Annotated in this window: 20 protein-coding genes; 6 read left to right on the plus strand and 14 right to left on the minus strand. The window is 67.1% G+C overall.

What is annotated here, in order from left to right; all coding sequences use genetic code 11:
• Positions 1 to 755 (minus strand): elongation factor Tu (locus AC3WLC_RS27925; protein WP_493687162.1); only part of this gene is annotated, 755 nt, incomplete at its 3' end.
• Between the two features lie 85 nt (positions 756 to 840).
• Positions 841 to 1506 (minus strand): hypothetical protein, encoded by a 666-nt coding sequence (locus tag AC3WLC_RS27930; protein ID WP_493687163.1) that lies wholly within the window; start codon positions 1504 to 1506, stop codon positions 841 to 843.
• 177 nt (positions 1507 to 1683) lie between these two features.
• Here AC3WLC_RS27930 and AC3WLC_RS27935 point away from each other — a divergent pair, with 177 nt between their 5' ends.
• The gene (locus AC3WLC_RS27935) at positions 1684 to 1995 is read left to right on the plus strand and encodes an Rdx family protein (RefSeq protein ID WP_493687164.1); all 312 of its coding nucleotides are present in this window, start codon (positions 1684 to 1686) and stop codon (positions 1993 to 1995) included.
• A gap of 176 nt (positions 1996 to 2171) precedes the next feature.
• Here the strand turns inward: AC3WLC_RS27935 and cysE are convergent, their stop codons facing one another.
• Both cysE and AC3WLC_RS27945 read right to left on the minus strand, forming a co-directional pair.
• On the minus strand, positions 2172 to 3020 hold the full coding sequence (gene cysE, locus AC3WLC_RS27940; RefSeq protein WP_493687165.1) for a serine O-acetyltransferase: 849 nt from the start codon (positions 3018 to 3020) through the stop codon (positions 2172 to 2174).
• Positions 3021 to 3193: 173 nt separating this feature from the next.
• Entirely contained in the window at positions 3194 to 3961 is a 768-nt protein-coding gene (locus AC3WLC_RS27945; RefSeq protein ID WP_493687166.1) for an alpha/beta fold hydrolase, read from the minus strand.
• Between the two features lie 131 nt (positions 3962 to 4092).
• Between AC3WLC_RS27945 and AC3WLC_RS27950 the strand changes: the two genes are divergently transcribed.
• The 4 genes from AC3WLC_RS27950 (at position 4093) to AC3WLC_RS27965 (ending at position 7195) form a co-directional block, all read left to right on the plus strand.
• Positions 4093 to 5064 (plus strand): acetyltransferase domain-containing protein, encoded by a 972-nt coding sequence (locus AC3WLC_RS27950; RefSeq protein ID WP_493687167.1) that lies wholly within the window; start codon positions 4093 to 4095, stop codon positions 5062 to 5064.
• A gap of 121 nt (positions 5065 to 5185) precedes the next feature.
• Entirely contained in the window at positions 5186 to 5440 is a 255-nt protein-coding gene (locus AC3WLC_RS27955; protein WP_092159679.1) for a zinc-finger domain-containing protein, read from the plus strand.
• Between the two features lie 38 nt (positions 5441 to 5478).
• Positions 5479 to 6675, plus strand: coding sequence for an FAD-dependent monooxygenase (locus tag AC3WLC_RS27960; protein ID WP_493687168.1), 1197 nt, complete (start codon positions 5479 to 5481; stop codon positions 6673 to 6675).
• Positions 6676 to 6883: 208 nt separating this feature from the next.
• Complete coding sequence (locus tag AC3WLC_RS27965) at positions 6884 to 7195, plus strand: hypothetical protein (RefSeq protein ID WP_493687169.1); 312 nt, start codon at positions 6884 to 6886, stop codon at positions 7193 to 7195.
• A gap of 51 nt (positions 7196 to 7246) precedes the next feature.
• On the opposite strand, the gene AC3WLC_RS27970 is transcribed toward AC3WLC_RS27965, so the two are convergent.
• The 5 genes from AC3WLC_RS27970 to AC3WLC_RS27990 all read right to left on the minus strand — a co-directional run bounded on the left by AC3WLC_RS27970 (position 7247) and on the right by AC3WLC_RS27990 (position 12414).
• Positions 7247 to 7879: a pyridoxamine 5'-phosphate oxidase family protein gene (locus AC3WLC_RS27970; protein ID WP_493687170.1), complete on the minus strand. Its 633-nt coding sequence runs from the start codon at positions 7877 to 7879 to the stop codon at positions 7247 to 7249.
• Between the two features lie 139 nt (positions 7880 to 8018).
• Positions 8019 to 8564, minus strand: a complete 546-nt coding sequence (locus tag AC3WLC_RS27975) for a carboxymuconolactone decarboxylase family protein (protein ID WP_493687171.1) — start codon at positions 8562 to 8564, stop codon at positions 8019 to 8021.
• 122 nt (positions 8565 to 8686) lie between these two features.
• The gene (gene chrA / locus AC3WLC_RS27980) at positions 8687 to 10084 is read right to left on the minus strand and encodes a chromate efflux transporter (protein WP_493687172.1); all 1398 of its coding nucleotides are present in this window, start codon (positions 10082 to 10084) and stop codon (positions 8687 to 8689) included.
• Positions 10085 to 10094: 10 nt separating this feature from the next.
• Positions 10095 to 10913 carry a chromate resistance protein ChrB domain-containing protein gene (locus AC3WLC_RS27985; protein WP_493687173.1) on the minus strand — a complete coding sequence of 273 codons (819 nt, stop codon included), beginning with the start codon at positions 10911 to 10913 and terminating at the stop codon, positions 10095 to 10097.
• 241 nt (positions 10914 to 11154) lie between these two features.
• Positions 11155 to 12414 (minus strand): hemolysin family protein, encoded by a 1260-nt coding sequence (locus AC3WLC_RS27990; RefSeq protein WP_493687315.1) that lies wholly within the window; start codon positions 12412 to 12414, stop codon positions 11155 to 11157.
• A 108-nt stretch (positions 12415 to 12522) separates the two neighbouring features.
• On the opposite strand from AC3WLC_RS27990, the gene AC3WLC_RS27995 reads away from it, so the two are divergent.
• On the plus strand, positions 12523 to 13131 hold the full coding sequence (locus tag AC3WLC_RS27995) for a DUF938 domain-containing protein (protein WP_493687174.1): 609 nt from the start codon (positions 12523 to 12525) through the stop codon (positions 13129 to 13131).
• A 4-nt stretch (positions 13132 to 13135) separates the two neighbouring features.
• On the opposite strand, the gene AC3WLC_RS28000 is transcribed toward AC3WLC_RS27995, so the two are convergent.
• From AC3WLC_RS28000 to AC3WLC_RS28020, 5 genes are all read right to left on the minus strand, one after another.
• Positions 13136 to 13726: an SH3 domain-containing protein gene (locus tag AC3WLC_RS28000; RefSeq protein ID WP_493687175.1), complete on the minus strand. Its 591-nt coding sequence runs from the start codon at positions 13724 to 13726 to the stop codon at positions 13136 to 13138.
• 73 nt (positions 13727 to 13799) lie between these two features.
• Complete coding sequence (locus AC3WLC_RS28005; RefSeq protein ID WP_493687176.1) at positions 13800 to 14744, minus strand: hypothetical protein; 945 nt, start codon at positions 14742 to 14744, stop codon at positions 13800 to 13802.
• Positions 14745 to 14891: 147 nt separating this feature from the next.
• On the minus strand, positions 14892 to 15473 hold the full coding sequence (locus tag AC3WLC_RS28010) for a YqaA family protein (RefSeq protein ID WP_493687177.1): 582 nt from the start codon (positions 15471 to 15473) through the stop codon (positions 14892 to 14894).
• A gap of 170 nt (positions 15474 to 15643) precedes the next feature.
• Positions 15644 to 17272, minus strand: a complete 1629-nt coding sequence (locus AC3WLC_RS28015; protein WP_493687178.1) for an alkaline phosphatase D family protein — start codon at positions 17270 to 17272, stop codon at positions 15644 to 15646.
• A gap of 171 nt (positions 17273 to 17443) precedes the next feature.
• Positions 17444 to 20272: a valine--tRNA ligase gene (locus tag AC3WLC_RS28020; RefSeq protein WP_493687179.1), complete on the minus strand. Its 2829-nt coding sequence runs from the start codon at positions 20270 to 20272 to the stop codon at positions 17444 to 17446.
• Positions 20273 to 20372 lie beyond the last annotated feature (100 nt).

The following is a 20372-nucleotide window of genomic DNA, read 5'->3' on the forward strand; positions in this document are numbered from 1 at the left end:
TCCTTCAGGCCGACGATCTCGATTTCCTCGCCGACCTTGACGATGCCGCGCTCGACGCGGCCGGTCACCACCGTGCCACGACCCGAGATCGAGAACACGTCCTCGACCGGCATCAGGAAGGGCTGGTCGATCGGGCGCTCGGGCTGCGGGATGTAGTCGTCGACCGTCTTCATCAGCGCGATCACCGCGTCATGCCCGATCTCCGGGGTGACGCCGTCCAGCGCGGCCTTGGCCGAGCCCTTGGTGATCGGGATGTCGTCGCCCGGGAAGTCGTACTTCGACAGGAGCTCGCGGATCTCCATCTCGACCAGCTCGAGCAGCTCGGCGTCGTCGACCAGATCGACCTTGTTCATGAACACCACCAGCGCCGGGACGCCGACCTGGCGCGCCAGCAGGATGTGCTCGCGGGTCTGCGGCATCGGGCCGTCGGCGGCCGACACCACCAGGATCGCGCCGTCCATCTGCGCCGCGCCCGTGATCATGTTCTTCACATAGTCGGCGTGCCCGGGGCAGTCGACGTGCGCGTAGTGGCGGGCCGGGGTCTCGTACTCGACGTGCGCCGTCGAGATCGTGATGCCGCGCGCCTTCTCTTCCGGCGCCTTGTCGATCTGGTCATACGCCGTGAACGACGCGCCACCCGACTCCGCCAGGACCTTCGTGATCGCAGCCGTCAAGGACGTCTTGCCATGGTCGACGTGACCAATCGTACCAATGTTGCAGTGCGGCTTCGTGCGAGCAAACTTCTCTTTGGCCATGACACCTTGTTCCTGACGACGCCCGCGCAGGGCCTGAAAACGCGGTCGCATTAGGGGGTTTTGGGGCGAAGTGCAAGGCTGCCGCTCAGGTCCCGGCTCGCTTGAACAGCCAGTCGGAGAATTTCGACCGCAGCGAGATCAGCATCCGCACCATCGGATCGGGGTCGGTCACCTTCACCGTCAGCGGCCCCAAGTCGACGACCGGCTCTCCCCCGAAGCCCTTCTCGCGGACATTGGGCAAGCGCAATAGGCTCTGCCCCGATCTCGCGTCGACGATGTCGAAGCTAACGATGATGGTGTTGTCGTTGCCAGACTGGCCGCTCAGGACCGTGCGCATCACCCGGGCTCCCCGCGTCGGAATATCGACGAAGTGGAGGGTGGCGACGATCCGGACGGGGCGAGTACCTTTCAGTTCCTGCGCCATCGGCCCGGCGAACGCCTTCGCAAGCCGCTCGTTGAACTGACCACCGAGAAAAGCGCGGAGCTCATCATGTGAGAACTCCGGCACCTTCGGCTGGCCGCCGGGATTCTCATAGTCGGGTTGCGGAATGGCGATGCCTTTCGATGCGAGGAAATCCTCCTTCATCGAAAGCCAGGTGCCACTGATCGCGGGATCGATGCGTCCCTCGACACCGGCGAATTTGAAGCTCTGGACGAGATCCAGGGACAGGTCGTGCTTTGGTTGCGTTGAGACACAGCCGGCAAGTACAGCTGCACCGGCCAAGGCGGCGAAGGCACGTCGTGAGATCATCGCAAGAGCCCGGCCAGGTGTCTGGAATCAAAACGGTTTGCCGTGGAGCAGCCACCACGCCATCGCATACGATAGTCGGCCACACAACCATGCCGCGCAGTCACTCACCGCAAGACTGCTGGCTGCGCTTCCCGCCGTGGATTAAGAGCAAGCTATCTTCGCCTGCAGGATCATCCCATGACCGAACCCAAGCCCGGCCCGCGCATCGCCATCACCTATTGCAGCATGTGCAACTGGCTGCTCCGTTCCGCCTGGATGGCGCAGGAGCTGTTGCAGACCTTCGGCCAGGATCTCGGCGAGGTCGTGCTGATCCCGCGCACCGGCGGCATCTTCCAGATCCACTATGACGGCGATCTGATCTGGGACCGCACCGTCGATGGCGGCTTCCCCGATGTGAAGCAGCTCAAGCAGCGCGTGCGCGACCGGCTCGATCCCGAACGCGATCTCGGCCATCTCGACGACCACAAGAAGAAGCTCGTCGAGGGCTGAGCGGGCGGGCGCCCGACGTCGTTGTGAAAGCACTCCCGAGGCCTTCTCGAAAGTCGCTCCAGCGAGTCGGCTGGCGGTGTTTTCGAGAACCGGAGCGCAGCGGACATTGGTCCGTGAGCACCGGAAGCGCAGAAAACGCCGTCAGACGGCCGCTGGAGTAGAGTTTCGGGGCGGCCTCAGATGCCCCCGCCGCAATCGCCGGCCAGGATCTGATCCATCGAGCGCGAGGGCTCTGCACAGCCGGCTTCCCCGACCACCTTGGCCGGCACGCCGGCGACCGTGGTGTTGCGCGGCACCGCCGCGAGCACGACCGAGCCGGCAGCGACGCGGGCGCATTGCCCGACCTCGATATTGCCGAGGATCTTGGCGCCGGCGCCGATCAGCACGCCCTTCCGGATCTTGGGATGGCGGTCGCCGCCCTGCTTGCCGGTGCCGCCGAGCGTGACGTCCTGCAGCATCGAGACATTGTCCTCGATCACCGTGGTCTCGCCGACGACGAGCCCGGTGGCATGGTCGAGGAAGACGCCCTTGCCGATTTTCGCGGCCGGATTGATGTCGGTCTGGAACACCTCGGAGGAGCGGCTCTGCAGATAGAGCGCGAAGTCGCGCCGATCCTGCCGCCACAGCCAATGCGCCAGGCGGTGCGTCTGCAGCGCGTGGAAGCCCTTGAAATACAGAACCGGCTCGATCAGCCGGTAACAGGCGGGGTCGCGGTCGAGCACGGCAAGGACGTCGGCGCGGATGCCTTGCCCGATCTCGGGATCGGCGTCGATCGCCTCGTCGAAGGCCTGCGCGATCAGCTCGGCCGGCACGGCGCCATGGCCGAGCCGCGCCGCGATGCGATGGCCCACCGCCGCCTCGAAGCTCGGCTGGTTCGCGATCGTCGCCAGGATGAAGCTCGCCATCGCCGGCTCGCTCGCGATCGCCTGCTCGGCCTCGTTGCGCAGGCGCGACCAGACGGGGTCGAGCCGGTCGAGGCCGGTGGCGGGATCGCGGATCTCGATATTCGGGCGCCCGGATGGCATGGCGTTCTCCGCTGCGGTTCGCTCGTAGATCAATCTGGCACGATGAGCTCGCGCCAGAGCACGTGGTGCCGCCTTCTAGCTGAATCAAGCCGCGAAGAACAAGAATCGATTTGCGAGACAAGTGCCGCAAGCCATTGCCGTAGAATAATATTCTACCTGCGGAGAACGTTATTCTACGGCCGGCGCGCCAGGAACTCGACCACGGCCTGCTTGTGCGTACGATCACCAACCGCGAGATTGTGATCGCGCCCCTCGATGGCAAAGCTTTCCGCGCCGGGGATCAACGCCGCCAGCTCCGGGCCGGAGCCGGAGACGTCGTCCTTCGTGCCGACGCTGACCAGGGTCGGCACCGCGATCTTGCCGACCTCCTCCTTGCTCAGCGTCTGGCGCGTGCCACGTATGCAGGCCGCGAGGGCCCGCAGATCGCTGCCGGTGTTCTCGGCGAAGGCCCGGAACATGCGCTGCATCGGGTCGGTCAGGTCGGCGAGCGAGGGCGCTTCCATCGCGTCGGCAATGCCGAGCGGCAGGCCGACGCCCTCGACCAGATGGATGCCCAAGCCCCCGAGCAGCAGCGAACGCGCGCGTTCGGGATGGGCGAGCGTCAGATGCGACGAGATCCGCGCCCCCATCGAATAGCCCATGATATCGGCACGCTCGATCGAGAGGTGGTCCATCAGCCGGCGCGCATCCTCGGCCATGATGTTCGAGTGATAGGCCTCGGGATCGTAGAGCTTCTGGCTGCGGCCATGGCCGCGATTGTCGTAGAGCACGACGCGTCGGCCGGCATGGGTCAGCGTCTTCGTCCACTGCGTGTTGACCCAGTTCACCGCATGGCTCGAGGCGAAGCCGTGGATCAGCAGGATCGGATCGCCGGTCCCTTCGCCGGTCGGGGCCAGGTCGAGATAGGCGATGCTCACACCGTCGGAATCGAATGTCTGCATGGTCCTGCCGCCGGCTGCTCTGGTCTTGGGGCAGGTCTGCCACGGCGGCGCGGCTTTGGGTAGCATGCTTGGCGTTTCGCGGGTGCGGACCACCCCTTCCCCAGCCGCATCGCGCCGCTTATGACGAAGCCATGAGCGAGCAAGCCCAATCTCCGGCCGGCGGCCGTATCGAACTGGTCGATCTGGCCCGCGGCATCGCGCTGCTCGCGATGTTCGTCTACCACTTCGCCTATGACCTCTCTTTCTTTCGGCTGATCCGGGTCGATGTCGTCAGCGACCCCGGCTGGCGCGTCTTCGCGCGGCTGATCGCCGGCTCCTTCCTGGCGATCGTCGGCTTCAGCCTGGTGCTGGCGACGCGCAAGGGCTTCGACCGCGGCAATTATCTGCGCCGCCTCGCCTTGGTCGCCTGCGCGGCGATCCTCGTCACCTCCGCCACCTGGTTCGCCCTGCCGGACGTCTTCATCTTCTTCGGCATCCTGCACCACATCGCGCTGGCGAGCTTGCTGGCCCTGCCCTTCCTGTTCCTGCCCACAGCCGTCATCGCGATCGCGGCCGTCATCGTCTTCGCTTTGCCCTTCATCTTGGGTCACGACCTGTTCACGCAGGACTGGCTCGCCTTCCTCGGCTTCGGCCCCTGGCCGGTCACCGCCGATTTCGTCCCGGTCTTCCCCTGGTTCGGCTGCGTGCTCGCCGGCATGGCGCTGGCACGGATCGTTCTGCCGAGGGCACAGGGCAGCGGCTGGGCGAACTGGCGGGCGACGTCAGCTCCGGCCAAGATCGTCGTCCTCGGCGGCCGCAACAGCCTGTTCGTCTACCTCGTCCATCAGCCGCTGTTCATCGGCGCGTTGTTCCTGTTCATGCAGGCGACCGGGCATATGGCCGCGAAACTGCCGGATGCCGAGGCCGCCCCGTTCCTGACCGCCTGCCAGCGGTCCTGCACCGGGAATGGCACGCCGAAGGAGATCTGCGAGCGCGTCTGCGGCTGCTCGATGGACGGGCTCAAGCAGGCCAATCTCTGGGTCAAGGCCATGGCCGACGCGCTGAGCCCGGCAGAGACCGAGCGGGCTCGCGAGATCGGCATGACCTGCGCCCGCCAGCCCTGATCACCTCGCCGCGCTCAGCGGCGACAGGACACGGCAGCATCGAGGTCGATCTGTCTCGCGCGCGCTGGCGCAGCCCGAGGCGAACGATTATGGTGCCGCCCAAATCGCAAGGACGAGAACCATGGCCGATCACGGCACCCCGCATTTCCACAATGATCCCGGCGTCGCCGTGATCCATGTCGGCGCGCGCGAGTTCATGTGCATCGGCGCCAAGCCGCCCTTCGACCACCCCCACGTCTTCCTCGACATGGGCTCGGATGACGAGATCGTCTGCCCCTATTGCTCGACGCTGTTCAAATACGAGCCCTCGCTCGGCCATGGCCATTGCAAGCCGGCCGAGTGCGAATACCACGACACCGCCGCCAAAGCGGCGTGAGCGGCGCCTCCCGCCGGGGGCGCGGCGGGACTTAAGCTATGGCAACCCTACCCACCCTCATCGCAGGCGCGGGCATCGGCGGCTTGACCGCCGCGATCGCGCTCGCCCGCCGTGGCGTTCCCGTCGCCATCGCCGAGAAGCGCACCCGCTTCGACGAGGCCGGCGCCGGCATCCAGGTCTCGCCCAATGCCGGGCGTGTCCTCGAATCGCTCGATCTCGGCCTCGCCCTGCGCCGCGCTGCGATTCGGCCCGAGGCGCTGGCGATCGGCCATTGGGGCGGCGGCAAGCCCCTGCTCGCCATGCCCTTCGCGCCACCGGTCGAGGGCGCGACGCCGTCGCGCTCGCTGAAGCGGGCCGATCTTCACCAGTTGTTGCTCGATTCGGCCAGGACCCTGCCGAACATCCGCTGGATCATCGGCCGCGGCCTCGTCGACGCCCATGAGACTGAAAGCAGCGTTGTGGTTACCCTCGCCAGCGAAAGCGGCGGTACCGAAACGGTCCAGGCCATGGCCCTGATCGGCGCCGACGGCCTATGGTCGCGCGCCCGCGCCCTCGTCGGCGACACGACCGAGCCCGGCTTCACCGGCTGGGAGGCCTGGCGCGCGCTGATCCCGGCGGAGGGGCTGCCGGAGGCGCTGCGCCGCCCCGCGGTGGCGCTGCATCTCGGCCGCGCCCGCCATGCCGTGCATTACCCCGTCTCCGCCGGCAAGGAGATCAACCTCGTCCTGATCCGCGCCGCACGCGAGGCACGGCCCGGCTGGTCGCGCGAGGGCGAAGCTTCGCAACTGACCGAGATCGTAGGCACTGCCGGCCCGGGCCTGCGCGAACTGATCGAGCGAGCCCCGAACTGGCGGATCTGGTCGCTCTACGACCGTGCGCCGGCCCGTATGGCGAAAGGCCGCATCGCCCTGCTCGGCGACGCTGCCCACCCGATCCTGCCCTTCCTGGCACAGGGCGCCGCCCTCGCGATCGAGGACGCCGCCGTGCTGGCCCATGAACTCGCGACGCGACTGTCGAGCGAAGGATCAGCCGCGGTGCCGGCAGCGCTTACGGCCTATGCCAAGGCGCGCGGCGAGCGCGCGGCGCGGGTCCAGCAGGCCAGCCGCAAGAATGGCGAGGCCTACCATCTCGGCCGGCCCTGGAGCTTCGCCCGCGACTTCGCCATGCGCCGCATGGGCCCCGACGGCATGCGCAAGCGCCACGCCTGGATCTATGACTGGCGCGCGCCGGGCTGACGGCCTCTTCCGTCATTGCGAGGAGCGTAGCGACGAAGCAATCCAGGGCGGCAGAGCGTTACGTCCCCGTAGATTGCTTCGCTACGCTCGCAATGACGGTGGAGCGCGCCATCCTGACGAAATCGTCATCGCCTGGGCTCGCCCGATCTCGTCAACGCCGCATTCGCTTCCTAGATTGTGCGCGGGTGACACGAAACGAAACGAGCCAATGATCCGTATCGACCTCAACAACGCCGCCAGCGCCCGCCTGGTCCGCTTGCCCCGCTGGGCGAGCTGGCTGGTCATGGCCGGTGCCTTTGTCGTCGGCGTGCTGATTTTCCTGGTCGCGGCCAGCCTGGCGCTGATCCTCGTGCCGCTGGTCATCGCCGGCGGCGCTTTCGCCGCCTGGCAGATGCGCCGCCGTATGCGCGCCGCCGGTATCAATCCCGACAATCCCTTCGAGCGCCGGCAGCAGGACGCCGCCCGCGGTGAGATCGTCGACGCCGAATACCGGGTGATCGAGCCGGGCGAACGGCGTTAGCGCATCGGACCGAAAAGTGGGCACCACTTTTTGGACCAATCCGATGCGCCACTAGACATTGGCGTGGGCCGCAAGCTCAGCCCGCAGCCGGGTATTCTCCGCTTCCAGCTCTTCGAGCCGCTGCCGCACCGGCGCGAGCGCCAGCGCCAGCTCGGCCTCGCTGAAGCGCGGCGTGATGTGCTGCGGGCAGTTCCAGTCGAAGGCTTCGACCTTGATGGTGACGCCGCGCTCCGGCACGGCGCGATAGCCCGGCACGATCAGGCGCCGGGCCAAGTCCGGCTCGGCCGCGAGATCATGGAACCGCGCCCGCCCGAAGATCTTCAGCCGCGCCTTATGGCCGTAATCCATCAGGAACAGGCAGAGCCGGTCGTCGGCCGAGAGGTTGCCGAGGCTCAAATATTGCCGATTGCCGCGCAGATCGGCGAAGCCGAGCGTGGTCTCGTCGAGCACGCGCAGGAAGCCGGCCGGGCCGCCACGATGCTGCAGATAGGGCCAGCCGGTTTCCGACACGCTCGCCAGATAGAAGGAGTCACGCGCCGCGATGAAGCCGGCCTCGGCCTCGCCGAGCCGGTCATTGTGCGGCTCGCCCTCCTCCTGCCTGGCATAGGCGCGCCGGCTGCCTTGCGCCTCCTGCGCCGCCTTAACGGCCGGTGTCGTCGCGATCTCGAGGAAACGGTGGGTCATCGCATCGCTCCGCAGGAATACCCGCCGGGCATCGCCGGGAGTGGCGATGCCGACCTTTGCGCTCGCCACCATGCCAAAGCATCGGTCGAGCGCATTACAGCCCTTTTGCCGTCGCTGGTCGAAGGGCGGATGCCAGTCGTCAGGCCGCTTCGGCAGCGAGCACCACCGGAAAGTCGATGTCGGTTTCAGCGAGATTGTTGAGGTAGTTGGTGAAGACGTTGACGGCGACGAGGCCGACGATCTCGACCAGCTGCGCCTCGCTGAAGCCGGCATTGCGCATCTCGGCCAGCTCGGCGTCGCTGACTCGCCCTCGGGTCTCGACGATGCGCAGCGCAAAGCGCAGCGCCGCGTCCGATCGCGGATCGCTGGAGGCGCCAGCGCGATTGCGGGCGATCTCAGCGACGTCGAGCTTCGCCAGATTGGCGCCGAGGTAGCTGTGCGCCGACAGGCAATAATCGCAGCCATTGCTCTGCGCCACGGCAAGCGCGACGCTTTCACGCAAACGGCCATTGAGCGTGCGGCCGAGCGCGCCGTTCAACCCGAGAAAGCCTTCGAGAGCCGCCGGGCTCTGAGCCAGCAACCGGAACAGATCGGGCACGGAGCCGAGTTGCTTCTCAACGGAATCGAGCAATGGCCGCGCTGCTTCGGGCGCCTCGGCGCGCGAGGGAATGGCGATACGGGACATGGTGGTCTCCTGAGACTGGCAGCGGCCGATCATTGGCAGCCATCAGGATATGTCCCTGCACGCCTGGAAAAATAATCGGCAAGCCGGACAGTTCAGAATTCCACTTACTGAAACAATCTGGATCAGCCCGCTAACCTCAACAACGCGACACCCGCCGCGGCGCAGACGGCCAGCACCGGCACCATGCCGAGCTTGAAACGCAGCAGCGCGATCATCGCCAACGCCGCCAATATCGCCGCCCGCCAATCGAGCGAGGCCAGCACCGGCAGGTCCGGTGCCAGCGGTCCAAGGACCACAGGCTGTACCGTCCTGAACAGCACATGCAGGCCGAACCAGAGCGCGAGATTGGCGATGACGCCGACGACGGCGGCCGTGATCGCGGTCAGCGCCGCCGAAAGCGACTTGTTGCCGCGCAGAGCCTCGATGTAGGGCGCGCCGAGGAAGATCCAGAGGAAGCAGGGCGCGAAGGTGACCCAGACCGTCAGCAGGCCGCCGAGGCTGCCGGCGAGAAGCGGATCGAGCCCGCCATGGCCGCGCCAGGCAGCGAGGAAGCCGGTGAACTGCAGCACCAGGATCAGCGGCCCGGGCGTCGTCTCTGCCAGACCGAGCCCGTCGACCATCTCGCCGGCGACGAGCCAGCCATAGGTCTCGACCGCCGCCTGCGCGACATAGGCCAGCACGGCATAGGCGCCGCCGAAGGTGACGACCGCCATGGCGCTGAAGAAGGCGCCGATCTGGGTGAAGACATTGCCGCTTCCGAGCAGCGCCCAGAGCAGCACGACCGGCCCGAGCCAAAGCGGCAGCCAGAGCGCCAGCACCCTGAGCGCCCTCCCCGCCGAGGGTTCGGCGTGGGCGAGCTCACCACGCTCGAACATCAGGTCGACCACGCCCTTGAACTCCGGTGCGCCGTCCTTGCCGGCATGGCCGCCACCGCCGAACAATGCCGGCGCCCAGCGATTGCCGAGCCAGCCGACCAGCCCCGCGCAGAAGATCACCAGCGGGAACGGCGCCTTGAGCAGGAAGAGCGCGAGGAAGGCGACGATCGCGATCGCCACCATCGCGCGGTTCTTCAGCGCCCGCTTGCTGATCCTGAGGCCCGCCTCGACGACGATGGCGAGCACCGCCGCCTTGACGCCGAAGAAGATCGCATCGACCAGCGGGATCTGCCGGTAGAGCACATAGAGCAGGCTCAGCGCCCACATCACCAGCGCGCCCGGCAGGATGAAGAGCAGGCCGGCGATCAGTCCGCCCACCGTCCGGTGCATCAGCCAGCCGATATAGGTCGCGAGCTGCTGCGCCTCGGGGCCGGGCAGCAGCATGCAGTAGTTGAGCGCATGCAGGAACCGGCGCTCGCCGATCCAGCGGCGCTCGTCGACCAGCTCCTTGTGCATCAGCGCGATCTGCCCGGCCGGCCCGCCGAAGGAGAGCAGGCCGATCTTGAGCCAGACCCGCGTCGCCTGCACGAGAGTCGGTGTGGCAGGGGCGGCTGTCGCCGCCCCTTCATGTGTCGCGGCCGTCATCGCCCGGTCCTCAATTCTTCACCGGCGCGGACGGCCAGTTATGGGTTTCCTCGCTCGCATCGCGGCACCAGCGATAGAAGGCGTCGTAGAGCAGCATGCCGGCCTCGAGCTGTGCCAGATCGTCGCGATACATCCGTGACAGGCCGAGCGACGCCGCGAGGAAGCCGGCCGCCTGCGGCACCAGGTCGAGCCGGGCCGTATCAGCTGCCCGCACGATGGTGGCGAGCTGGTCGAGCGCCGGCGACGACAACCCGAACTCCTCGATCATCGTGTCGAAGCTGCAGCGCTCGCCGCGATGGCTCCAGAACACCCCGTCGATGTCGAAGGCCGTCGCCCCGAACCTGTCGGCGACCGCCGGAACCTCCGCAGCCGAGACGAACAGGAAGACGGCGCGAGGATCGACGAAGCGGCGGATCAGCCAGGGGCAGGCGAGACGGTCGACCTTGGGCCGCGCCCGCGTCACCCAGAGCGTGCGCCCGGCGACATCACGCTTCGGCAGCTTGCCGGTCTCGACCAGCAGCCCGCCAACCTCGCGCCAGGCCTCGAATCCCCCGGTGAGGTTCTCCGCTTCGACGCCCTCATGCCGCAGCCAGGCGGCGACGCCCTCGCTGAGCTTCTGCCCGCGCTGGCAGATGACGACGACCTTGCGGCCGGCATAGGCGCCTGCCCAATTGGCGACATCGCGATGGCTGCGGCGCTCGCTCGTCGGCAGCAGGCGCGGATCGGCGGCGACGTCCTCGTCGATGCGGACGTCGATGAGAGTTGGTGCATCGGGCAGGCCGACGAGCCGGGACAATTGCGCAGGCGTGATCTGGATGTTGGAAGACATGAGCGTCCATCCTTGCATGAAGGAGTTTGGACGCGATCCTTGGGCTGACGCCTCACGGGGCGGTCGCGATGGGCCCCTGAGCTTATCTTACATCAGTTGGCCTGAGCAGCGTCAATCGTCACTGCCGTCATGCTCGCCCTTGTGGCGAGCATCCACGTCTTGAACACTGCATTGCAGGAAGGCGTGGATGGTCGGGACAAGCCCGACCATGACGAGTGAAGGTTGCCGGGACGGCAGCCCCTCAATCCACCCGGCTGACCAGGAGCTTGTCGATCCGCCTGCCGTCGAGATCGACCACCTCGAAGCGCCAATGGCCCTTCTCGAAGCTCTCGCCGACATTGGGCAGCCGGTTCATCTCGGCCAGCACGAACCCGGCGACGGTCTGGTAGTCGGCGTCGCGCGGCACATGGATGCCGAGCTCGTGCGAGAACTCGTCGACCTGCATCCAGCCGGCGACCAGGAAGGAGCCGTCGGCGCGGGTGACGATCGCCGGTTCCTCCTCGTCCTCGTCCTGGAAGACGCCGGTGATCGCTTCCAGCACGTCGCTCGAAGTGATGATTCCCTCAAAATGACCGTACTCGTCGAAGACCAGCGCCATGTGGACATGGGTGGCGCGGAGCGCGCGCAGCACTTCGAGCGCACCGGTGGTGTCGAGCACGACCGGCGCCTCGCGCACCAGGCTGCGCAACTCGACCTTGTCGTCGGCGAGCGCCTCGAACAGGTCCTTCATCTCGATGATGCCGATGATCGAATCGGCCTCGCCATCCTGCACCGGCAGGCGATTGCGCCGCGTTGCGCGGACCTGCGCACGGATCTCGTCGAGCGTGTCGCTGAGGTCGATCACCTCGACTTCGCGGCGCGGAGTCATCAGCGCCCGCGCCGAGCGGTCGGCGAGGCGCATCACGCCCGAGATCATCTCGCGCTCGTCGCGCTCCAGCACGCCGGCATTCTCGGCCTCCGCGATGATGGTGCGGACCTCCTCCTCGGTGACCGTTTCCTCCGCCTCGCCCTTCTGGCCGAGCAGCGCCAGCACGAGCTTGCCCGACGCATCGAGCAGCCAGACCAGGGGCGCGTTGATCTTGGCCAGGACCGCCATGGTCGGCGCGACACGCGCCGCGACGCGCTCGGCATCTCGCAGCGCGATCTGCTTCGGCACAAGCTCGCCGACGATCAGCGAGAGATAGGTGATCAGGACGACGACCGTGCCGACGCCGAGCGCATCGGCCGCGGAGCTCGAAAATCCATGCGTGCCGAGCCATTCGGACAGGCGCGCGCCGAGCGTCGCACCGGAGAAGGCGCCGGAGAGCACGCCGACCAGCGTGATGCCGATCTGTACGGTCGAGAGGAAGCGGCCGGGATTCTCGGCGAGCCGGATCGCCGTGGCGGCCCCTTTGCTGCCTTGATCGGCGAGGACTTTCAACCGTGCCGGCCGGGATGAGACCACTGCGAGTTCGGACATGGACAGCACACCGTTGATCACGGTGAGGACGATGACGATCAGGATCTCGGTTAACAAAACCGGCTCGGGGGCTGCAGGACCGCGCTCGCTATCGGCCTGCTTCTTTGCCGCTTATAACGCATCGACAGCCGAACGCGATGGGAGAAGAGGATGCCCCAGGACGAATCCCGGCAATTTGCTCCGGCGACGCAGCGCAACCGCGAGCCGATCCTGGCCGTGCTGCGCGAGGTCCTGCCGGCGCAAGGCCTGGTGCTGGAGGTCGCCAGCGGCTCCGGCGAGCACGCTGTCCACTTTGCCGCCGCCTTTCCGGACCTGACCTTCCAGCCGAGCGACCCCGACCCGGCCGCGCTGGCGAGCATCGATGCCTGGGCCAGCGAGAGCGCCTTGCCGAACCTGCGCCCGGCCATCCGCCTCGATGCGATCGCGCCGCGCTGGCCGGTCACGCAGGCGGACGCGATCCTGTGCATCAACATGATCCACATCTCGCCTTGGGTAGCGACGGAAGGGCTGATCCGGCAGGCGGCGCAGCTCCTGCCGGCGGGCGGGCCGCTCTATCTCTACGGCCCCTATCGCCAGAAGGACGTGCCGCTGGCGGCGAGCAACGCCGTCTTCGACGACAGCCTGCGCCGGCGCAATCCGAAATGGGGGCTGCGCGAGCTGGAAGCCGTCGCCGAGCTTGCGAGAGCCGCCGGCTTCGGCGAGCCCGCGGTGACGGCAATGCCGGCGAATAATCTCAGCGTGGTGTTCCGCAAGGCCTGACCGCTCAGCCGCCGTCGCAGCTCGTCTCCTGCGTCGCGCAGATGCGGTCGACCCAGGCGCGGAAGCGGCCTGCTTCGGCTCCGGCTTTCGCAGCCGGCTTGATCTCCACTCCGGACAGCGCCTCGCTGTCCGCCGGCAGGCCATACTCGACCAGCACCCATTTGCCACTGCAGCCGAGAAGGCGACCGTTCTGGACGAAGGCGTCGCCGTCGAGCCCCGCCCCGTCTTGGCGGGAAAGGACAGTTGGTGCCTTGGCGTCCGGGCGTTGTCGGCCGACGGCGGCCTGCGACTTCACGGTCAGCTTGCGCCCGCTGACCCAGCCCGAGCCCTTGAACATCGGCCGCGGCGCAGCATCGGTCAGCATCTCGTTGTCGCGCGCCTTGGCGATCCTGAACCAGCCATTGGCACCGGCCGAGACCTCGACTTCGACCATGGCGCGCACCGGCGGATCGTCGCCGCTGAGCTTCACCGGCGGCAGCGTGCCGAGCACCTTGTGTGACGTGCCCGGGCCGGCGCGGACATTGAGCCCCTCCGGATCGGTCTCGCTGACGAAAGCGCCGAAGGAGCAGGCGACCTGCCCGCCAGGCGCCGGCATGACGCCCTCCGACTGCGCCCGCGCGGCGGGCGCGGCGAAGAACAGAGCTGCCGCCAAGCCTGCGGCAAGAGCTTCAGGACGCGGCATTGACCAGCACATAATAGAAGGCGCCGGGGGTCCCGACCGCCTTGAGGAAGGTCGGATAGCGATTCTTGGGAATCGTCTGGCAGCCGGCCGACCATGTGTTGGGCTCCAGCACATTGTCCGCCCCGCCGCGGTGAATGTACATGCTGGTCCCCGCCCCTGACGGATCGATCCGGCTCGGATCGTCCTGGGTGAAGCGACCATCGCCGTCTGTATCGCGCTCGGCGACCTGCGTGGCCTTCACCTGGAAGGCGCGGTCTCCCAGGAAGCCGCCCTTCTTCTCGAAATACTGGTAGGTGCCCTCGGTCAGGCGGCCGGCATCCTTGATGCCGTCCTTGTTGATGTCGACGCCATCGGCCTTGCTGAACTTGACGCCCTTGTAGCGCGCATCGCCGCCGCTGGCGCGCTGCGAGTACTGGGCGCCCGGCTCGGTGCAGATCGGAAAGCTCGTGAGCTCGCGGAAGCGCCCGGTCCGGCGCATCACCACGACGAGATCGTCATAGGAGCCCTTGCCGCGATTGGCGATCGTGCTGCTCTCCTTGCGCAGAGCCAGCAGGACGAGGCGGCCGAATCTCTGGTCGAAGCGCGCCTCGGTCGTGCCGAAGCGCCAGAAGATCGCCGAATAGGAATCGAAGGCCTGCTTTTGCGTGCGGAATTGCGGGCGCTCGGCAGACGGGCGCCGGAAGCGCGTATCGAGGACCTCGCCATGGAAGTCGCGCCAGTCCCGCAGGCCGCGCAGCCGCGTCTCGGCAGCCGGGCTGAGATGGGCCTCGACGACGCGCCAGAAGAAGTCCTGCAGGCCGGGCGGCACCGCTTCGATGATGTCGCGCCAGCGCGAGAAGGCGATGACCTTGTCCTGCCGCAGGCAGCGGTCGAACTGCCGGGCGAAATTGGCGAAATCGAGCTCGGCGAGCTCTGGGCGACGGGCGCTCATGCCTCGCCATCCAATCGTTGGCATGGATGCATCGAGCCCTCCACCACAGCGTCATCAGAGCGACCATAGGCCAACGCCGCCTGAAGGTCAGGCGGCGAGCGGCCGGTCTCTCAGCAGCTTGGGAGGATTTGGGGGCTTTTCGCCCGCTCAGAGCACCATGGGCAGCACGAAGAAGCCGCCGATCACGACCACCGCCAGCGCCAATGCCGTCATCGGCAGGTGTTTCTCGATGAAGATGCGGATGTCGTCGCCGTAATAACGCAGCGCCACCGCGATCATCGCGAAGAAGGTGACGCGCGAGATCACCATGCCGAGCGTGAACTTCCAGATGTCGAAATGCAGGAAGCCGGACATGATCGTGACGATCTTGAACGGGATCGGGGTCAGGCCCTTGGTCAGCAGCACCCAGAACCAGTAGTCCTGCGAGCTATGGATCAGGTGGGCTGCCTTCTCCTGCAGGCCGTAGATGCCGATCAGCCAGGCGCCGACCGACTCATAGAGCAGCGCGCCGATCGCGTAGCCGAGATAGCCGCCGGTGACGGCGCCGAGCGAGCAGACGCCCGCATAGACCCAGGCTCGGTCGGGCCGCGCGATGCACATCGGGATCAGCAGCGGGAGCGGCGGCAGCGGGCTCACCGAACTCTCGACGAAGGTGATGGCGAAAAGCAGCCAGGGCGCGGCAGGGTGGGACGCGTAGGAAACGCACCAGTCGTAAGCACGCTTGAGCATGAAAGGGAAACCGTTCCTCGGTTCTCGCGCCGGTTGCAGGGCTGCCCTGCGTCCTATGCATTAATTCAATTGTCGCGATCAGGCCACTAATCTCTTGGGCTAGAGTCAACATCGCGACCGGTTCGTGGCAGCGCAATGGCGGCGCGATTGCTGCGGCCCGCGCGGCCTCCTTAGGCCGGCTTCATGCCCGGCTGCCCGGCCTCGACGACGAAGCTCGCCCGCGTCGAGACGGCGGCGCCGGCGACGGTGACCTTGTCGAGGACGCGGTAATCCGCCTGCCAGCGGTCCTTCGACAGGCTGTGGCGCATATAGCCGCGCTGGTTGTTGAAGAAGCCGATATGCGGGTTCTTCTTCAGCCCCGCCTGCCCTGCCTTCGTCATGTCGGCGCCGTCGCCGCCCGAGGTGATCGAGGTCGACACGAACTCGACGCCGAGCGTCTTCGATTTCGGGTCGTCGAAATCGGCCTTGAGCTCGCCGGCCCAGTTCTGGTGGATGTCGCCGGTCAGCACCACGGCATTGCCGATGCGGGCGCTCTCCAGCGTGTCGAACAGCCGCTTGCGCGCCGCGACGGCGCCGTCCCACTTGTCCATGCTGAAGCCGGTCTTCTCGGGGTTCGGATCGCGGTCGTGGCGCATCAGCATGACCTGCTGCGCCAGCACGTTCCAGCGCGCCTTCGAGGCGCGCAGGCCTTCACCGAGCCAGGCCTCCTGCTTCTCGCCGAGCATGGTGTTCTCAGGCTTCAGCGCGTCGGCGCAGGCCGCATGCGAGCCGTCGCCGCAAGGCTGGTCGCTGCGGAACTGGCGGGTGTCGAGCACGTCGATCTGGGCGAGGTCGCCAAACTGGAAACGGCGATAGGCCTGGATCCACGGCCCGTTCGGCAGCGAAGTCCGGCGCAATGGCATGTGCTCGTACCAGGCCTGGAAGCCGGCGGCGCGGCGCAGCGCGAAGATCTCCGGCGGAATGTTCTCCTCCGAGATCATGCCGGCGAAATTGTTGTCGACCTCATGGTCGTCGAAGGAGACGATCCACGGCGCCGAGGCATGGGCGAGCTGGAGGTCGGGATCCATCTTGTAGATGGCGTAGCGCTGGCGGTAGTCGGCGAGCGCATAGATCTCGTCGGGCTCGCCCGGCATCACCCGTGCCACCGGCAGCGGCCGCTCGTTCGGCCTGACCATCCGGTACTCGTAGATGTAGTCGCCATAGTGGAAGACGAAGTCGAAGCGCTCGTCGGCGACATGGCGGAAGGCGGTGAAGAAGCCGTCCTCATAGCGCTGGCAGCCGAGCACGCCGAGATTGACGCGCTCGACGCTCGCCCCCGCAGCTGGCAGCGTCCGGGCCCGGCCGATCATGCTGCGCTCGCCGCCGCAGCTGAAGCGATAGAAATAGTCGCGGTTGGGTTCCAGCCCGGCGACCTCGACATGGACCGCGTGGCCGAGCTCGGGTCGCGCCAGCGCCGTGCCGCGCTGCACCACCCCGCGCATATTGGTCTCGGTCGCGATCTCGTAGGCGACCTCGACCGCCTTCATCGGCATGCCGCCATTGCGGGCAAGCGGCAGCGGCGCGAGCTTGGTCCAGATCACGAAGCCGTCGGCGGAAGGGTCGCCAGAGGCGATGCCGAGCCCGAACGGGTAGGCAGCGAAGACCGGATTGGCCCAGACGCGCTGGTCGATGACGCCGCCGCCGGTCAGCAAGAGGCCGGAGGCTGCAAGCCCGATCAGGAAACGCCGCCGCGACGGCGTGCCGGCCTCGGTCAGGAAATCATCGACGCTGAACTGGCCGAAGGCGTTGCGGCGGAACATGGCGGGGCTCCAGGCTCATTGCCTGGAACCATACCAAGTTTCGCCTGACGCGCACGTGACAGGAACGGCGGCAGCATCGGACCGAAAAGTGGAATCCACTTTTCGGACAAATCCGATGCTATGACAAATCGATAGATCACCGTTATCGCGTCCTATCGGACGCGCGGCGATCTATTGGAGCCGCTCCAATGCTTCCGCGATCTTGAGCTTGCGGGCTTCGGCGGCCGCCTTGCGCTCGCGGTTCTCCTCGACGATCTCCTCCGGCGCCCGCGCCATGAAGTCGGGATTGCCGAGCTTCCTGTCGACCGCGGCGATGTCCTGGTCGAGCTTGCCGAGTTCCTTGGTGAGACGCGCCCGCTCGGCGTCGAGATCGATGATCCCCGCCAGCGGCAGCGCCGCGACCTCCCCGCGCACGATGATCTGCGCCGACTGGCCGGGCGCCTCATCGGCGAACTCGATCGCAGAAAGCCGCGCCAGCCGCTCGATCATCGGCGCCCAGGCCTCGACCGCAGCCCTGGTCGCGGCGCTCGCCTTGACCAGCACCAGCGGCACCTGCGTCCCGCCCGGCACATTGGCCTCCGAGCGGATCGAGCGGATGTCGGAGATGAGATCGACGACGAAGCCGATCTCGGCTTCCGCCGCCTCGTCGACCAGCGCGTTGAGCTCCGGCCAGCGCGTCAGGCAGACGAGGCCCGCCTCCCCGGCCGGAACGGTGCGCGGCGCGCCGGCATTGGCCTTCTGCGCCCAGAGCTCCTCGGTCAGGAACGGCATGAACGGGTGCAGCAGCTGGCAGATCAGGTCGATGACATGCGCCACCGTCGCCTGTGTCTCCGCCCGCGCCGCAGTGCCGGCCGCGTCGAGATCCTCGGCCTGCAGCACCGGCTTCGACAATTCGAGATACCAGTCGCAGAACTGGCCCCAGACGAAGCGATAGGCCGCATCCGCCGCCTCGTTGAACTTGAACTCGGCGATGCCGCCCGCGACCGCATTGGCGCTGCGGGCCGCCTCGGACAGGATCCAGCGGTTCAGCGGCAGCTTGGCCCCGGCAGGGTCGAAGCCTTCCGCTCGCAGGCAGCCATTGATCTCGGCGAAGCGGGCTGCGTTCCAGATCTTGGTCGCGAAGTTGCGGTAGCCCTCGACGCGCGAGGTCGCGAGCTTGATGTCGCGCCCCTGCGCCGCCATCGCCGCGAAGGTGAAGCGCAGCGCATCCGCGCCATAGGTATCGATGAGCACGAGCGGATCGATGACGTTGCCTTTTGACTTCGACATCTTCGCGCCCTTCTCGTCGCGAACCATCGCGTGGAGATAGACGTCGCGGAACGGCACCTCGTCCATGAAGTTGAGGCCCATCATCATCATCCGGGCGACCCAGAAGAAGATGATGTCGAAGCCGGTGACCAGCGTCGCGGTCGGATAGTAGCGCTTGAGCTCCGGCGTCTCCTCCGGCCAGCCGAGGGTCGAAAACGGCCACAGGGCGGACGAGAACCAGGTGTCGAGCACGTCCTCGTCGCGCTTGAGCTCGACCGGCCCGCCGTAATGGGCAAGCGCCAGCGCCTGCGCACCGGCCTCCGACTCGGCGACGAAGCATTCGCCGTCCGGCCCGTACCAGGCCGGGATCTGGTGGCCCCACCAGAGCTGGCGCGAGACGCACCAGGGCTCGATGTTCTCGAGCCAGTCATTGTAGGTCTTGGTCCAGCTTTCCGGCGTGATCCGGGTCTTGCCGTCCTTGACCGCCGCGAGCGCGCGCTGCGCCAGCGGCTGGACGTCGACATACCACTGGTCGGTCAGCCAGGGCTCGATCACCACGTCCGAGCGGTCGCCATGCGGCACGGTATGGGTGTTCGGCTCGACCTTGCGCAGCAGCCCACGCGCCGCCATCAGCCCGACCACGGCCTTGCGCGCGGCGAAGCGGTCGAGGCCATGCAGCGCCAGCGTCTCGGGCTCAGGTGCGGCGCCTTCCAGGAAGTCGGCATTGTCCTGAATCAGGATGCGAGCTTCTCCGTCCAGGATATTGACGACCCTGAGGGAATTGCGCTTGCCGACATCGAAATCGTTGAAGTCGTGCGCCGGGGTGATCTTGACCGCGCCGGTGCCCTTCTCCGGATCGGCATAGTCGTCGCCGAAGACCGGGATGACGCGCTTGACCAGCGGCAGGACGGCGTTCTTGCCGATCAGCCCCTTGAGCTTGTCGTTCTCGGGATGCACGGCGACGCCGGTATCGCCCAGCATCGTCTCCGGCCGGGTCGTAGCGACGGTGATGTAGGTCGACGCGTCCTCCGGATCGTAGGCGACGCCCTCGATCGGGTAGTCGAAGTAATAGAGATGACCGTTCGGGTCCTTGGCCAGCGCCTTCTCCAGCTTGTTGGCGTCAAACGCCTCCTCGCCGCCGCGCTGCCATTTGAACGAGCCGGTCTTCTCGAGCTGCAGCACCTCGATGTCGGAGATCGCGGTCTGGAACTTCGGGTCCCAGTTCACCAGCCGCTTGGCGCGATAGATCAGCCCCTGCTTGTGCAGGCCGACGAAGACCTTGAGGACGGCGGCCGAGAGGCCCTCGTCCATGGTAAAGCGCTCGCGTGACCAGTCGCAGGAGGCGCCGAGGCGCTTGAGCTGGTTGACGATCGTCCCGCCCGACTCGTCCTTCCACTTCCAGACCTCGGCCAGGAAGGCCTCGCGGCCCATCGTCCGCCGGTCGGTCTTGTTCTCGGCCGCGAGCTTGCGCTCGACCACCATCTGCGTCGCGATGCCGGCATGGTCCGTGCCCGGCTGCCAGAGCACGTCCTTGCCACGCAGGCGCTCGAAGCGGCAGAGCACGTCCTGCAGCGTGTTGTTGAGCGCATGGCCCATATGCAGCGAGCCGGTGACGTTCGGCGGCGGGATCACGATGCAATAGGGCTCGGCCCCGGGGGCCGCCCCGCGGCCCGCCTTGAAGGCGTCCGCTTCCTCCCAGGCCTTGTTGATGCGTGCCTCGACGGAGGCCGGCTCGAATGTCTTGTCCATCATCGCTCTGCTCGAACGCCAAACGGCCGGGGAACCTGCCCCGGCCGCGAAAACGAAGCCAAAAGGTCTGCGGTCTTAAGAGCGCACGGACGGGCGTCCCGTC

It is taken from the genome of Allobosea sp. GW821-FHT03A12, from assembly GCF_058986765.1.

Excerpts from the sequence above, each read along its gene's own strand:
- AC3WLC_RS27930 (WP_493687163.1), bottom strand. The coding sequence starts at position 1,506 with ATGATCTCACGACGTGCCTTCGCCGCCTTGGCCGGTGCAGCTGTACTT.
- AC3WLC_RS27935 (WP_493687164.1), top strand. The coding sequence starts at position 1,684 with ATGACCGAACCCAAGCCCGGCCCGCGCATCGCCATCACCTATTGCAGC.
- cysE (WP_493687165.1), bottom strand. The coding sequence starts at position 3,020 with ATGCCATCCGGGCGCCCGAATATCGAGATCCGCGATCCCGCCACCGGC.
- AC3WLC_RS27945 (WP_493687166.1), bottom strand. The coding sequence starts at position 3,961 with ATGCAGACATTCGATTCCGACGGTGTGAGCATCGCCTATCTCGACCTG.
- AC3WLC_RS27950 (WP_493687167.1), top strand. The coding sequence starts at position 4,093 with ATGAGCGAGCAAGCCCAATCTCCGGCCGGCGGCCGTATCGAACTGGTC.
- AC3WLC_RS27955 (WP_092159679.1), top strand. The coding sequence starts at position 5,186 with ATGGCCGATCACGGCACCCCGCATTTCCACAATGATCCCGGCGTCGCC.
- AC3WLC_RS27960 (WP_493687168.1), top strand. The coding sequence starts at position 5,479 with ATGGCAACCCTACCCACCCTCATCGCAGGCGCGGGCATCGGCGGCTTG.
- AC3WLC_RS27965 (WP_493687169.1), top strand. The coding sequence starts at position 6,884 with ATGATCCGTATCGACCTCAACAACGCCGCCAGCGCCCGCCTGGTCCGC.
- AC3WLC_RS27970 (WP_493687170.1), bottom strand. The coding sequence starts at position 7,879 with ATGACCCACCGTTTCCTCGAGATCGCGACGACACCGGCCGTTAAGGCG.
- AC3WLC_RS27975 (WP_493687171.1), bottom strand. The coding sequence starts at position 8,564 with ATGTCCCGTATCGCCATTCCCTCGCGCGCCGAGGCGCCCGAAGCAGCG.
- chrA (WP_493687172.1), bottom strand. The coding sequence starts at position 10,084 with ATGACGGCCGCGACACATGAAGGGGCGGCGACAGCCGCCCCTGCCACA.
- AC3WLC_RS27985 (WP_493687173.1), bottom strand. The coding sequence starts at position 10,913 with ATGTCTTCCAACATCCAGATCACGCCTGCGCAATTGTCCCGGCTCGTC.
- AC3WLC_RS27995 (WP_493687174.1), top strand. The coding sequence starts at position 12,523 with ATGCCCCAGGACGAATCCCGGCAATTTGCTCCGGCGACGCAGCGCAAC.
- AC3WLC_RS28000 (WP_493687175.1), bottom strand. The coding sequence starts at position 13,726 with ATGCCGGCGCCTGGCGGGCAGGTCGCCTGCTCCTTCGGCGCTTTCGTC.
- AC3WLC_RS28005 (WP_493687176.1), bottom strand. The coding sequence starts at position 14,744 with ATGAGCGCCCGTCGCCCAGAGCTCGCCGAGCTCGATTTCGCCAATTTC.
- AC3WLC_RS28010 (WP_493687177.1), bottom strand. The coding sequence starts at position 15,473 with ATGCTCAAGCGTGCTTACGACTGGTGCGTTTCCTACGCGTCCCACCCT.
- AC3WLC_RS28015 (WP_493687178.1), bottom strand. The coding sequence starts at position 17,272 with ATGTTCCGCCGCAACGCCTTCGGCCAGTTCAGCGTCGATGATTTCCTG.
- AC3WLC_RS28020 (WP_493687179.1), bottom strand. The coding sequence starts at position 20,272 with ATGATGGACAAGACATTCGAGCCGGCCTCCGTCGAGGCACGCATCAAC.